This window comes from Streptomyces tyrfis (genome assembly GCF_037034285.1).
Classification (GTDB): Bacteria; Actinomycetota; Actinomycetes; order Streptomycetales; family Streptomycetaceae; genus Streptomyces.
This window is the reverse complement of the sequence record NZ_JBAGJZ010000088.1, coordinates 1-12,509: the sequence shown is the minus strand read 5'-3', so window position 1 is coordinate 12,509 and position 12,509 is coordinate 1. Positions and strand designations below refer to the sequence as shown.

The window sequence follows — 12,509 nt, the reverse complement described above, 5'->3', positions numbered from 1 at the left end:
ACCGTTCTGGTACGGGGCTTCCCTGCGTTATGGGATGTTCTCCCCCGGTCACTCCCGGGCTCGGCGCGGGTTGTTTCCGCGCCGTCCAGGAAAGTTGTTTGTGCAGGTGGGGCGCGTGGCGGCAGGATCGGGGAATGGAACATGTGACGCGTGTCGTGCGTGCTGATGAGTGGGCCCTGGTCAAGGAGTTGCGGCTGGCCGCGCTGCGGGATCCGGCGGCTCCGATCGCCTTTCTGGAGACGTACGAGCAGGGCGCGGCCCAGTGCGACGCGTTCTGGCAGGACCGGGCGCTCGGCGGGTCCGAGGACGGGGACGGGAGCGTGCGGCAGTTCGTCTCCGTGGCGCCCGACGGGCGGTGGGACGGCGGCGTGACCGTGCTGATCGAACGGCCGGACGGGTCGTCGCGGCTCGGGGAGGCGGCGGAGGTCCCCCAGGCGCAGGTGTGCGCCGTGTTCGTACGGCCCGAGGCGCGGGGCCGGGGCCTGGCCGAGGAACTGTTCCGGGCGGCGCTGGACTGGGCGTGGTCGCTGGACGAACCCCGGATCGAACGGGTGCGGCTGCACGTCCACGAGGACAACGCGCGGGCCGCCGCCTTCTATCGGCGGATCGGGTTCACGCCCACCGGGAAGACGGTGCCGATGCCCGGTGATCCGTCCGCCCAGGAGATCGAGTACGCGGTGGAGCGGCCGGCGTAGCCCGGAGCGGCCGTCCGGGCCGATGCCCGTGGCTGGGGCCTCGGCGTGTGCCCGGGCATGGACCTCGGCGGCCTGGTGCCAGTGCCGGTGCGGGGTGGGTCAGCGGGTGCCGGTGAGCTCCCGGGACCAGCGGGCGCGGGCCTGTTCCCGGGAGCGGAGCAGGGCCAGGGCCGGCAGACCAGCGGTCTCGCCCGTCGCCAGCAGCTCCGGAAGCCCGGGCAGGGGCGCCACGGCGGCGACGTCGTCGAGTACCAGGGTCATTGGTGGGTCGAGCCGACCGTCGGCTGACCGTGCGGCCAGGCGGCGGCCGTGCTCGACCACGTCTGAGACGAGCGCCGTGAGCAGGGGCATCGCTCCGGGGCCCGAGCGGGGATCCTCGATCGGCTCACCCACCACATAGAGAGTGCCCCCTTCGTGCACGAAGGATGCCAGCGCGAGCGAATCGGCCCGGTTCGGGGTGCAGGCGTCGCGGATGTGGACCGTGGAGAGCGCGCCGAGGGCCCGTACCGTCAGTTCCTGCGCCATCTCGCGGCGTTCGGGATGGGCAGTGAGAGCGGACTCCAGCAGTCCGGCGAGTCCGGAGGCCGCCCGGGGGTGGGTGCGCAGCAGCCGTACCGGTTCGTGGGCGCTGCCGCCGACGGCCCAGCGGTGGACCTGGCGGAACGGCCGGCCGTCGACGGCGGCGGCGTGCAGCCAGCACTTCAGGAGCGTCTCCGCGGTGTCGGCCGTGGCCGCGTCCGCACGGGCCTGCGGCCGGACCGGGGCCAGCAGCGCGGCGGAGCGGGCGGCGGCGGTGCCGGGCTCCTCGCAGCCGGCCGTGGGGGACCAGTGGAGGCGGGCCGGGGTGTCGCAGAGGTGGCCGGGGTCGTAGACGAGGACCGGGCCGAGCTTGGCCCGGGCGTCCTTCGTCTCGGCCCAGACCGTGGGGTCCGAGGTCACGACCAGCGCGGGGCCGGCGGCCTCCTGGATCGCCCGGAGCGCGACGGGCCGCCGGACGGCGGGCGGCCCGAGGACGACGGACGGGGGACGGGAGCCGGGCGGCACGGGAGCGGACGGCTCGGACGCCGGATACGCCGCGGCGACGGCCCCGGCGGTGGGCACGGGCGTGGCCTCCGGCCCGGCCGCGGCGGCGGGGGAGGCGGCAGCCCGCGGAGCGGGCGGAGGGAAGGCCCCCTGCGCGGGCGCGGCGGCGGCCTGGTGCGGGGCGGCGGCGACCGGCCCGGCGGGCTCCGAGAGCGGCCCGGCGGGGCCGGGCGCGGGGTGTCCGGGCGTCGCGGGTGCGGGGTCCGGCGGGGCCGGCGGGGGCGGTACGGCGGCGGTCCCGTGCGGGGCCGTGCCCGGGTGGCCGGGGCGTGCGTCGGCGCGGGAGCCGGTACCGGCTGCGGGCCCGCTCTCGAGCGCGGTGCCGGGCGCGTCCACGGCACCGATGCCCGCACCAGCACCAGCACCCGCACCGGCACTGACACCGGCACTGACACCGGCGCCGTTGCCGTCGCCGGGGCCGGCCGCGAGCCGTTCGGCGCGGTGTCGCGCCCGTACCGCGCGCCAGCGGGTCACCACTCCCAGCACGAAGATCGTGAGCACCACCAGCACCATCAGCTCGCCGATGAACAGGCCCCAGAACAGCCCGTATCCGGAGAGTTCGCCCGCCGGGGTCGTGGGCCAGGCGGCCGGGAGGTCGTGCGGTGCGGTGATGAGGCGGCGCATCGCCAGCGGGGTCTCGGTGAGGGTGACCCCGTCCGGCCAGGCGCCGTGGGCGAGCAGCCCGGCCAGGCCGGTGGCCGTCCACGCCAGGAGCGTCAGCCCGAGCAGGGAGGCCAGCAGGCCGAGCAGCAGGCCGTCGGGGATGCCGCCGCCGCGCCCGTTCCCGCCCCGGCCGGCTGTGCCGTACCCGTCGTATCCGCCCCCGGTGCGTGCCCCGCCGTGCCCCGCCATGTCATGCCACCGTTGACTCGGACGACTCGTTCAGCCGCTGCTGCTGGTGCTCGATCCGGGCCGCGCGCGCCTCCGCCTCCAGATCGGCGGCGCGTACGTCGTCGGGGACGTCCCGGACGGGGGAGGACTCGGTCATCGCGCGGTCGGTGAAGACCAGCGGCCGTTCCGCCTCGGTGATCAGGTGCTTGACGACCTGGACGTTGCCGTTGACGTCCCAGACGCCGATGCCGGGGGTGAGCGTCGGGATGATCTCGACGGCCCACCGGGGCAGGCCGAGCACCCGGCCGGTCGCTCTGGCCTCGTCCGCCTTCTGGGCGTAGATCGTGCGCGTGGAGGCCATCTTGAGGATCGCCGCGGCCTCCTTGGCCGCCGCCCCGTCGACGACGTCGCTGAGGTGGTGGACGACCGCCACGAACGACAGGCCGAGCCGTCGCCCGAACTTCAGCAGGCGCTGGAAGAGCTGGGCCACGAAGGGCGAGTTGATGATGTGCCACGCCTCCTCGACCAGGAAGATGCGTTTCTTCCGGTCGGGCCTGATCCAGGTGTGCTCCAGCCAGACGCCGACGATCGCCATCAGGATCGGCATCGCGATCGAGTTCCGGTCGATGTGCGAGAGGTCGAAGACGATCAGCGGGGCGTCGAGGTCGATGCCGACGCTCGTCGGCCCGTCGAACATGCCCCGCAGGTCGCCGTCGACCAGCCGGTCCAGGACGAGGGCGACGTCCAGGCCCCAGGCCCGCACATCGTCTATGTCGACGTTCATCGCCTCGGCGGACTCGGGTTCCGGGTGTCGCAGCTGCTCGACGATGTCGGTCAGGACGGGCTGGCGGTCGGTGATGGTCTCGTTGACGTAGGCGTGCGCGACCTTCAGCGCGAAGCCGGACCGTTCGTCCAGGCCGCGGCCCATCGCCACCTCGATGATCGTGCGGAGCAGGGCGAGCTGCCCGGTCGTGGTGATCGAGGGGTCGAGCGGGTTGAGCCGGATGCCGCCGTTGAGCGCGGCGGTCGGGTCGAGGCGGATCGGGGTGAGGCCGAGCTGCTGCGCGATCAGGTTCCACTCGCCGACGCCGTCCTCGCCCTGCGCGTCCAGGACGACGACCTGGCGGTCGCGGAACCGGAGCTGGCGCAGCACGTACGTCTTCTCCAGCGCGGACTTGCCGTTGCCGGACTCGCCCAGCACCAGCCAGTGCGGGGCGGGCAGCTGCTGACCGTACAGCTGGAACGGGTCGTAGATGTAGCCCTTGCCGGAGTACACCTCGCGGCCGATGATCACCCCGGAGTCGCCGAGGCCGGGAGCGGCGGTGGGCAGGTAGACGGCCTGGGCCTGTCCCGTGGACGTACGGACGGGCAGCCTCGTCGTCTCCACCTTCCCGAAGAGGAAGGCGGTGAAGGCGTCCGACAGCGCGGACAGAGGATCTCGCATGGCGTGACCGACCTCCCTCTCGTTTCTCTCGTCTCTCTCGGCCGGCCCGCGGTCAGCGGCGGATGCCGGTGGCGAACGGCAGCGTGTTCACGAAGGCGCGGTGGTGCTCGCGGTCGCACCACTCCAGCTTGAGGTACGACTTGCCGGCGGAGGCGCGGATCGTCCGCTTGTCCCGGGCGAGGGCCTCGGGGGAGCGCGAGGACACGGTGATGTACCCGACGAGGTTGACGCCGGCCGCCCCGCTGGCGAGGTCCTCGCCCCGCTGGTCGAGCCGGCCGTGCGCGGCGATGTCGCGCGGGTCGACGGTGCGGTTCATCTTGGCCTGGCGGCTGGCCTCCGCCTCGTCGTTGGTCTTCTCGGTGAGCATCCGCTCGATGGCGATCTCGGTGGGCTCCAGGTCCATGCAGACCGCGACCGTGCGGATCACGTCCGGGGTGTGGACGAGGAGCGGGGCCAGGAAGTTGACGCCGACGGGGGTCATCGGCCACTCCTTCACCCAGGCCGTGGCGTGGCACCAGGGGGCGCGGGTCGCCGACTCGCGGGTCTTGGCCTGGAGGAACGTCGGCTCGACCGCGTCCAGTTCGGCCGGCCAGGCGTTGCGCTTGGTCATGGCCTGGATGTGGTCGATGGGGTGGTCGGGGTCGTACATGGAGTGCACGAGGGAGGCGAGCCGGCTCTGGCCCAGCGGCTGGCGCACCCGGATGTCGGCCTCGGCGAGACGGGCGCAGATGTCGGTGAGCTCGCGGGCCATGACGACGGCGAGGCCCGCGTCCCGGTCCAGTCTGCGGCCGGACGCGGGGCGGGCGGCCCGGGCCATGGCGTTGGCCTCGGCGGCGAGCTCGCGGGTGTAGTGCATGCACGCGACGAGGTAGGCGCGGTGCTGCTCGCTGGAGGTGGAGACCATGGACTGGAGCTGGTCGTAGGAGTCCCGCAGCCAGGCCGGGGACGCCTGGTCGCCGCGCTGGGCGACGTCCTTGGCGTGCGCGTCCGGGTCGGCGGGGAGGGTGCGGGCCAGCATCTGGATGCGGGTCACGAAGCCGTCCCCGTTGGCGACGTGCTTCAGCAGCGTGCCGAACCGGTCGACGAGCGCCTCCTGGTCCTCGCTGTCGCGCAGGCCGACGCCGGGGCCCTCGATCTCGATGGCGGCGGTGACGGTGCGGCGGTCGGCGTGCAGCAGCACGGCGATCTCGTCCGGGCCGAAGGGGGCGGCGAGCCAGCTGATCCGGCCGATGCCGGGGGGCGGGCCGATCTCGACCTCGCGGCCGTCGCCGCGCACCCCGGCCTCCATGGCGCCGGAGCGGTAGGCGGTGCCGCGGCGCAGGAGGCGCTTGTAACTGCGGTTGATCTCGAACCACTTGTAGAAGGTGCGGTGCCGGTACGGCACGTACACGATCGCCAGGGCGAGCAGGGGGAAGCCGGCGAGCAGCACGATGCGCGGCGCCAGGTAGGGGACGGCCAGTCCGCTCACCATGCCGAGGAACGCGCCGACGATGATCAGCGCGATCTCGCCGGTCTCGCGGTTCTTGCCGACGATCGCGTTCGGCCGGGCGCGGCCGATGAGATACGTGCGGCGGGGCGCGATCGTGTGGGCCGGAGTCGTCAACGCCCTCCACCTCCCGTGCTGTTGTTACCTGTGCTGCCTGGTCCGCCGCGCGGGGCGCGGCTGCCGTGCGGGGTGCCGGAGGTCGGTCCCGATCCGCTGCGGGGCGAGGGCGCGGCGGTTCCGCCGCGGGAGCCGTGCGCGGCCATGCCGCCGCTGACCGGGTTGGCGGGCCGGGGTCCGGCGCCGTCGCCGCTCTGGCCGCCGCCGCGGCCGCTGTGGGTCTTGATGCCCTGGGAAACGAGGGCGGCGGGGGAGCTGATCAGCGCGGCGGCCTGGGAACCGTCGGTGGCCTGCTTGCGGTTGGTGCGCGCGCCCTGGATCTCGTCGCCGAAGCCCGGTACGAAGCGGTAGATCATCGCGGAGGCGAAGATCGCGAGCAGGATGATGGCGAGCCCGGAGACCACGGAGGAGAACGCGTTCGGCCCGCCGTCGGTGGAGAGGGCGCCGGCCAGTCCGAGGACGATCACGATGATCGGTTTCACCATGATCACCGCGATCATGATGCCCGCCCAGCGGCGTACGTGGCCCCACATGTTCTTGTCGACGAGGCCCGCGTAGACGACGGTGCCGAGGAGTGCGCCGACGTAGAGCAGGGCGGCCCGGATGACGAGTTCCAGGTAGAGGACGCCGGCGGCGAGGATCGAGACCAGCGAGACGACGATCAGCATGATCGGTCCGCCGCCGATGTCGGAGCCCTTCTTGAGGGCCTCGGAGAACGAGCCGAAGAAGACGTCGGCCTTGTTGCCGGTGGCCGAGGCGATCACGTCGCTGACGCCGTCGGTGGCGGACACGACCACGTACAGGACGAGCGGGGTGAAGGCCGACGCGATGACGGTCAGCCAGAGGAAGCCCACGGCCTCGGAGATCGCGGTGGTGAGCGGGACGCCGCGGATGGCGCGCTTGGCGACGGCGAACAGCCACAGGACGAGCGTGAGAACGGCGGAGGCGGCGAAGACGATCGCGTACTGGTTGCGGAAGGTCTCGTTGGTGAAGTCGACGTTGGCGGTCTGCTTCACGGCCTCGCTGAGCTTGCCGATGATCCAGGACGCGGCGTCGGCGCAGCCGCGGGCGAGGGAGGTGAGGGGGTCGAGGGAGTCGTCGACGGAACGGGGCGCGCTGGGCGCGCCGGCGTCGCCCTTCTCGCAGTAGTCCTTGGCGACACCGACGATGAGGTCGCAGGTGTCGTCGCTCGCGCCGGGCGAGGGCGTGGACGACGGTGTGGACGAGGGGCTGGGGTCCGCGAGGGCCGGCGAGGCCAGCAGGAGCGACACCGCCGGCAGCAGCACGGCCACCGCGGGCAGGCCGGCGAGGGCCGTCAGGAGGGTGCGCGCGCGTGGGCGTCGGCTGAGGGCCGCCGCGAGGGAGCGCGCGGGCGGGCGTCGGCTATCGGGCATAGGTGAAGCCTCCGTATCCCTGAACGGCACCGGCGATTTCGTCCGCGGTCGAGGCCCGGTTGTCGCCGTTGACGGGCGTGGGACCTTCCTGCTGGCTCGACGACTCGATCCGCCAGTCGCCGCCGACCCACTTCAGCTTCTCCGTGAGGGTGAACCACCTCGCGGTGACGGGTTTGGTGGAGTCCTGGCCCGCCAGGCCGACGAGGCCGGTGCACCAGACCTCGACGGTGGCGGTGCCGGCGTCGTGCCGGACCACCTTCGTGCCGACGGGAACGGTCCGGGAGACGAAGGTCATGCCGCTGGGCGCGGTGCCGTCCTGGTTGAGGCCGACGTTCTCCAGCAGGCCCGGCGAGTACGCCTTCGCCAGGTCGGTCAGCAGGCTCTCCACGACCGCGGGGTCGTGGGTGGCCTCGACGATGGTCCGGCGGGCGTCCGAGCGGAACATGCCGTCCGAGCCCAGGGCCACCGCGAAGTTGGACGCCGCGCTCTGCGCCCCCTGCTCGTCGTGGGCGAACCCCGAGGGGATCGAGCCGTTCTTCCCCGTCACCGGTCTGGTCCCGGTGGCCGCGGTCGACGACGATTCGGGTCTGCCGCCCGCGTTGCCCGCGCCGCCGTTCCGGTCGTTGTCGCGGCCCCCGCTCCCGGTCATGTTCGCGAACGCGATGGCGGCGATCAGCAGGACGACCACGCCGACGACCATGACGAGGGAACGCGAGGCGCGCGCGGGCCGGCGGGGGGCGCCGTAGCCGTCGTCCTCGTCGTCGTGGAAGCGGGTACGGGTCTGGCGCGTGCCGCCGATGGTGCTGTACGGGTCGTCGGAACGGCCCGAGCCCCGGTAGCCGCGCTCGTCGTCGCTGCTCATGCCTCGTACGCCCCCTCAGCCGTGGGTCCGGCCGCTTCCCGAACCGGGTGATACGACGGTAGCCGCGCTGCTTCCCGCGCGGGCGCGGTGTGGTGACTCGACATCAGGGGGACGCAACCTCTGCCGGTGGGCACGACGGGCGGGTGGTGTGGAAGTGACGGATGGTGGGGGGAGAGGGGACGGACGGTGCGGGAGGGGAACGGAAGGGCGGGCGCGGAACGCCCCTGGCGGGGATGACGCCCGGTCAGACGGCCATCCCGTAGACGATGGTGAACAAGGTCCCCAGGGATCCGATGATGAACACACCGGTGAGGCCCGCCACGATCAGCCCCTTGCCCTGTTCCGCGCTGAAGGTATCGCGCAGTGCGGTGGCGCCGATACGCTGCTTGGCCGCGCCCCAGACCGCGATGCCGAGGCAGAGCAGGATGGCGATGGCCATGACGACCTCGATCATCACGCGGGCCTCGTTGCCCAAGGTCCCGAACGGACCCCAGTTCGGGGCGATTCCGCCGATGATGGTGGTGATGTCGCCCTTTTCAGCTGCCAGGATCATGTAAGTCACCGCCCCTGTCGGGTAGTTCGATGCCCCTGCCACACGACACGGGTCGCCCCCTATCTTCGCTGATGAAACTGCATTCGTACGACGGCTTGGCGGCTCTCTTTACCCGAATCTCGTACGTGTGACCGGTTCGACCATCTGATCCGTGGATCGAATCGGTGTATGAGCGGATAGATATGGTTACTCTGTGTATCACGGGGGGTGACCCCGGGCAATGACTGTCCTCGCGCCACCCTGGCCAGGTCCCCGCCCGGATGCGGCGCTGACCTGGCGTGGACCGGCTGCGGCCCTGGTGGGAGCCCGGACGGAAGGGGGTCGGGCCGGACCCGGTCAGAGCAGAGGGTGACGGGGGACGGGCGGCCGGGGCGGCGTCGTCCAGCTCGCGGGTGGCCGGAAATCGCACCAGGAGCCGTCGAAGGGAAACGTTCCGGCCTCGGCGAGTCGGGTGACGGCGCGCCCCTCTTCCCGGATGGCCGCCGCCTCGGCCGCGGTCCAGTAGGCGGGGTGCCCGGTCTTCTCCGCGAAGGATCGCTCGTCCTTCCACCGCCAGCCGCGGTCCGGCGCCACGACGATGTCGAGCTCGTGGTCGGTGACGTCGATGTCGTCGCCGCGGTGGTCCCGGTGCTCCAGGTTCACGTACCAGCCGCGGAATCTCCGTCGGCGGCCGAAGAGCCAGAGCACCGAGTACGCGCGGCCGGCCGGCTGGTGGAGGAGCGCGCTGCCCAGCGGCCACCGGTCGGCGACCGGCGGATATCCGCCGGTCGGCCGGGCGTGCGGCGCGATGTCCCGCAGGTGCGCCCCGCGCGGTAGGCCGGCGCGCCACATGGGAGTGCCGGTCTCCATCCACACCAGCTGACCGGCCGGGGTGCGTTCGACGAGGCGTACGGGCACCGAGGTGCTCAGGTGACCGCCGATGAAGAGGTTCCAGCGCAGTATCCGGCCCGGGGCGTCGTCCATGCCGTGGATCGTGCCCGCGGCGGGCGGGACGGACACGCGGGCCGGTTGTGCGGGGAAGAGAGCCCTGTGGGGAGAGGGCAGGGAGAGGCGGGCGCCCGCGATGACTTCGGGGGTAATCGCGCGGACGCGCACGCGCCCGTAGAAAGGGTGTCCTCCCCGCGTCGACGGGACGCGGGGGACCGGATGGATCGGAGGCCGTGCCTTGTCGTCAGCCGCACCCATGACCACCCGCGCCGTGGTGGAGGAACTGCTCGCCCGGATCGGCGCGGGCGATCCCGAGCACATCGCGGAGCTGTACGCCGAACGGAGCGACTGGCGGCTGAGCTGGCCGGAGGCGGAGCACGACCGCCCCGCCGTCCCCTGGATCCGCCACCGATCGACCCGGGCCGACGCCGCCGACCACTACCGCGAACTCGCCGAGCGCCATGTGGCCGGGGAGGCGGCCACCGTGATCGAACGCATCCTGGTCGACGGCGACGACGCGGTCGTGCTCGGCGAGATCCGCCAGACCGCCCGCTCCACCGGCCGCGCGTACCGTGCCCGGTTCGCCCTGCACCTCACGGTCGAGGACGGCCTCGTCGTACGGCACCACGTCTACGAGGACAGCCTGACCGTCGCCCAGGCCTTCGGAACCGGCGACGGGTACGCCGCCGAGGCCCCGCGCGAGGAGTGCTGACGCGCCGTCCCCTCGCCGTCCTCACCGTCCTCGGCGTTCTTCGGTGCCCTTCAGCGCCCCTCGGGGTCCTCGACGCCTGTGAGGTCTGTGACGTCTGTGACGTCCGTGACGTCTGCGAAGTCCTCGACGAAGTGGTCGAACTCGCCCGCCTGGACGCCCTGGGTGAAGGCGTCCCACTTGACGCGGGTGGTGGTGACGATGTTGGTGGGGTCGCCGGTCTCGCGGAGGTAGACGAACTCGTCCGGGCCGAAGGCGACCTCGATCCAGGGGCCGGGGCCCTCGTCGCCCTCGGGTGCGGCGCGGAGCCAGGTCAGGTCGGCGGGGATGCCGGTCATGGACGGGACTCTCCTTCGGGGTTCTGCCCTTGGGGATTCTGCGCTCGGGGGTCCTGTGCTCGCGGGTCCTGCGCTCGGGTCTGCGCTTCGGGGACCCGGGCTTCGGGGGCCCGCGCTCCGGGACGGGACGCCTCGGGGGACCGCCCGGCGGGCCGCTGCTTGACGGTGCGTACGAAGGCGGCCCAGGCGCCGGGCGTGGTGCGGAGCACCGGGCCGGCGGGGTCGCCGCTCTCGGTCAGCCAGACGGTGCCGGCGGTGGGGGCCGCCACGTGCACACAGGACTCGCCCTCGCCGCAGTACGAGGACCTCTGCCACGGACGGTTCGGCGATTTCGGCAATGCGGCTCCCTTCAGAGACTCCGGGCGACGGCGCTCACCAGATCGCGCGAGGCGGCGGCGCTCAGCGCGAGCGACTCCAGACGGTCCAGGACCTGCCGGTACTTGAGCAGCTGGGCCTCCGCGTCCAGCAGCGCGATGCCGTGCGCCTGGTCCAGTTGCACGGTGTCCAGCTGCGGCACGGAACCGTGCACGTAGTAGACCGGCTGACCGGCCCCCGGATATCCGCCGGCGGCGAACGGGATCACCCGGACCGTGATCTCGTCGCGTTCGCTCATGGCCAGCAGGTGCGCCAGCTGCCGTCCGGTCACGTCCGGCCCGCCGAACCGCATGTGCAGGGCGGCCTCGTGGATCACCGCCCGGTACGGCAGCGGGTTCTCGCGGAAGATGACGCTCTGGCGCTTGATGCGGAACGACAGGCGGTGCTCGATGTCCGGCGGGGTGAGGGCGGGGACGACCTGCCGGAAGACCTCGCGGGCGTGGTCCGTGGTCTGGAGCAGCCCGGGCAGTCCGGAGGTGTGCGCGGTGCGCAGCGCGGTTCCGTGGTGCTCCAGCTCCGCCAGGTCGAGCAGTTCCGGGGAGAGGATCTCCCGGTACTCCTCCCACCAGCCCCGCCTGCGGTCGCCGGTCATGGCGGCCAGGGCGTTGACGAGGGCGTCGTCCGTGCACGCGTAGTGGCAGGAGAGCGTGCGCACCCGCTCGGCGCTCACGCCGTAACGCCCGGCCTCGATGTTGCTGATCCGGGCCTGATTGCCGCCGAGCAGCCGCGCGGCCTCGGTCGCGGTGATCCCGGCGCGTTCCCGGAGCTTGCGGAGTTCCGCCCCCAGGCGTTGGCGGCGGGCTGTCGGTGTGGTGCTGGGCGGCATCACTCGCTCCCCGGCTCGGTCACCCACACGAGGGTATCTGTCACGTAATCCATGAAAAATGTGGAATGCATTCCATAGAGGGTTCTAGTGTGTGAGCCAGGCCACCGGCCCGGAAGCACCCCGCTCGACGGAGCGGCTTCGTCACCGGGCGACTCGAAGCACACCTGCCGATTCCCCTTCTCCCTCCGTGAACGGAGACTTCCATGGTCAGTGCCACGGTATCCCCGCCCTGGACGTACACCCTCCAACTCCCGCGAGATCCCCGGGCTCCCGGCGTGGCCCGCGCGATACTGCGCACGGCGCTGCGGGCGCATGGCATGCCCGGGCTCGCCGAGACCGCCGAGCTGCTGGCGAGCGAGTTGGTCACCAACGCGTATCTGCACGCGCCGGGTCCGTACTCGTTACGGCTGCGCCAGGCAGGGCCCGATCGGGTCCGGCTGGCCGTCCGCGACACCAGCGCGCACATTCCCGCCCCGTTCCGCTGGAGCGCGGAGGCCCCGGCGGAGCTGGCCGAGCGGGGCCGGGGGCTGTATCTGGTCGTGCTGTACGCGGAGAGCTGGGGCGTGGTCCCCCTGCCGGGGCGCGCCTTGCCGGGGCGAGGTCTGCCAGGGCGAGGCCTGCCGGGACAGGGCGGGAAGCTGCTCTGGGTGGAGTGCGTGTCCAAAGGAGATGAGGTCAGGAGGGAAGAGACCAGGAGGGGAGAAGAGACCCAGGGGGGAGAAGGGATCAAGAGGCGGGAGGCCCAGGGGGGAGCGGTCGCCGGGGAAGGCGAGATCACGTCGGGCCCGGGGTGACGGACGGGCGCGGAGCGTCCGGTCCTCGGCGTCCCGGTCCTCGGCGTCCCGGTCCTCGGCGTCCCGGTCCTCGGC

The 12,509-nt window shown here is 72.7% G+C and carries 13 protein-coding genes; 3 read left to right on the top strand and 10 right to left on the bottom strand.

Going from position 1 to position 12,509, the window contains the following annotated elements; all coding sequences use genetic code 11:
• The first annotated feature begins 134 nt into the window (after positions 1–134).
• Positions 135–695, top strand: coding sequence for a GNAT family N-acetyltransferase (locus tag WA762_RS34940; protein ID WP_335941618.1), 561 nt, complete (start codon positions 135–137; stop codon positions 693–695).
• A 99-nt stretch (positions 696–794) separates the two neighbouring features.
• Here the strand turns inward: WA762_RS34940 and WA762_RS34935 are convergent, their stop codons facing one another.
• The 7 genes from WA762_RS34935 to WA762_RS34905 form a co-directional block, all read right to left on the bottom strand.
• Positions 795–2,630, bottom strand: a complete 1,836-nt coding sequence (locus WA762_RS34935) for a type IV secretory system conjugative DNA transfer family protein (protein ID WP_335941617.1) — start codon at positions 2,628–2,630, stop codon at positions 795–797.
• A gap of 1 nt (position 2,631) precedes the next feature.
• On the bottom strand, positions 2,632–4,053 hold the full coding sequence (locus tag WA762_RS34930) for an ATP-binding protein (protein WP_335941616.1): 1,422 nt from the start codon (positions 4,051–4,053) through the stop codon (positions 2,632–2,634).
• A 52-nt stretch (positions 4,054–4,105) separates the two neighbouring features.
• A complete protein-coding gene (locus tag WA762_RS34925; RefSeq protein ID WP_335941615.1) occupies positions 4,106–5,656 on the bottom strand; it encodes an SCO6880 family protein in 1,551 nt (516 codons plus the stop codon).
• Positions 5,653–7,050 carry a hypothetical protein gene (locus WA762_RS34920; protein ID WP_335941614.1) on the bottom strand — a complete coding sequence of 466 codons (1,398 nt, stop codon included), beginning with the start codon at positions 7,048–7,050 and terminating at the stop codon, positions 5,653–5,655. Before WA762_RS34920 ends, WA762_RS34925 begins: the two co-directional genes overlap by 4 nt.
• Positions 7,040–7,912, bottom strand: coding sequence for a DUF8175 domain-containg protein (locus WA762_RS34915; protein ID WP_335941613.1), 873 nt, complete (start codon positions 7,910–7,912; stop codon positions 7,040–7,042). Before WA762_RS34915 ends, WA762_RS34920 begins: the two co-directional genes overlap by 11 nt.
• 244 nt (positions 7,913–8,156) lie before the next feature.
• On the bottom strand, positions 8,157–8,465 hold the full coding sequence (locus WA762_RS34910; RefSeq protein WP_018101695.1) for a hypothetical protein: 309 nt from the start codon (positions 8,463–8,465) through the stop codon (positions 8,157–8,159).
• 336 nt (positions 8,466–8,801) lie between these two features.
• Positions 8,802–9,428: a ribonuclease FAU-1 family protein gene (locus WA762_RS34905; RefSeq protein ID WP_335941612.1), complete on the bottom strand. Its 627-nt coding sequence runs from the start codon at positions 9,426–9,428 to the stop codon at positions 8,802–8,804.
• A 220-nt stretch (positions 9,429–9,648) separates the two neighbouring features.
• On the opposite strand from WA762_RS34905, the gene WA762_RS34900 reads away from it, so the two are divergent.
• On the top strand, positions 9,649–10,104 hold the full coding sequence (locus WA762_RS34900) for a nuclear transport factor 2 family protein (RefSeq protein WP_335941611.1): 456 nt from the start codon (positions 9,649–9,651) through the stop codon (positions 10,102–10,104).
• A gap of 50 nt (positions 10,105–10,154) precedes the next feature.
• Here WA762_RS34900 and WA762_RS34895 read toward each other — a convergent pair whose 3' ends face one another.
• The 3 genes from WA762_RS34895 to WA762_RS34885 are packed head-to-tail and all read right to left on the bottom strand — an operon-like array spanning position 10,155 to position 11,640.
• Positions 10,155–10,439 (bottom strand): DUF397 domain-containing protein, encoded by a 285-nt coding sequence (locus WA762_RS34895; protein WP_335941610.1) that lies wholly within the window; start codon positions 10,437–10,439, stop codon positions 10,155–10,157.
• Positions 10,436–10,777, bottom strand: coding sequence for a DUF397 domain-containing protein (locus WA762_RS34890; RefSeq protein WP_335941609.1), 342 nt, complete (start codon positions 10,775–10,777; stop codon positions 10,436–10,438). The genes WA762_RS34895 and WA762_RS34890 overlap by 4 nt, the downstream gene beginning before the upstream one ends.
• A gap of 11 nt (positions 10,778–10,788) precedes the next feature.
• Positions 10,789–11,640, bottom strand: coding sequence for a helix-turn-helix domain-containing protein (locus tag WA762_RS34885; RefSeq protein WP_335941608.1), 852 nt, complete (start codon positions 11,638–11,640; stop codon positions 10,789–10,791).
• Between the two features lie 203 nt (positions 11,641–11,843).
• Between WA762_RS34885 and WA762_RS34880 the strand changes: the two genes are divergently transcribed.
• Positions 11,844–12,434 (top strand): ATP-binding protein, encoded by a 591-nt coding sequence (locus WA762_RS34880; protein WP_335941607.1) that lies wholly within the window; start codon positions 11,844–11,846, stop codon positions 12,432–12,434.
• Positions 12,435–12,509: the final 75 nt, after the last annotated feature.

Bases quoted from the DNA above. Each gene is read 5' to 3' on its own strand.
- WA762_RS34885 (WP_335941608.1), bottom strand. From the start codon at position 11,640: ATGCCGCCCAGCACCACACCGACAGCCCGCCGCCAACGCCTGGGGGCG.
- WA762_RS34915 (WP_335941613.1), bottom strand. From the start codon at position 7,912: ATGAGCAGCGACGACGAGCGCGGCTACCGGGGCTCGGGCCGTTCCGAC.
- WA762_RS34880 (WP_335941607.1), top strand. From the start codon at position 11,844: ATGGTCAGTGCCACGGTATCCCCGCCCTGGACGTACACCCTCCAACTC.
- WA762_RS34920 (WP_335941614.1), bottom strand. From the start codon at position 7,050: ATGCCCGATAGCCGACGCCCGCCCGCGCGCTCCCTCGCGGCGGCCCTC.
- WA762_RS34935 (WP_335941617.1), bottom strand. From the start codon at position 2,630: ATGGCGGGGCACGGCGGGGCACGCACCGGGGGCGGATACGACGGGTAC.
- WA762_RS34910 (WP_018101695.1), bottom strand. From the start codon at position 8,465: ATGATCCTGGCAGCTGAAAAGGGCGACATCACCACCATCATCGGCGGA.
- WA762_RS34930 (WP_335941616.1), bottom strand. From the start codon at position 4,053: ATGCGAGATCCTCTGTCCGCGCTGTCGGACGCCTTCACCGCCTTCCTC.
- WA762_RS34895 (WP_335941610.1), bottom strand. From the start codon at position 10,439: ATGACCGGCATCCCCGCCGACCTGACCTGGCTCCGCGCCGCACCCGAG.
- WA762_RS34905 (WP_335941612.1), bottom strand. From the start codon at position 9,428: ATGGACGACGCCCCGGGCCGGATACTGCGCTGGAACCTCTTCATCGGC.
- WA762_RS34940 (WP_335941618.1), top strand. From the start codon at position 135: ATGGAACATGTGACGCGTGTCGTGCGTGCTGATGAGTGGGCCCTGGTC.
- WA762_RS34900 (WP_335941611.1), top strand. From the start codon at position 9,649: ATGACCACCCGCGCCGTGGTGGAGGAACTGCTCGCCCGGATCGGCGCG.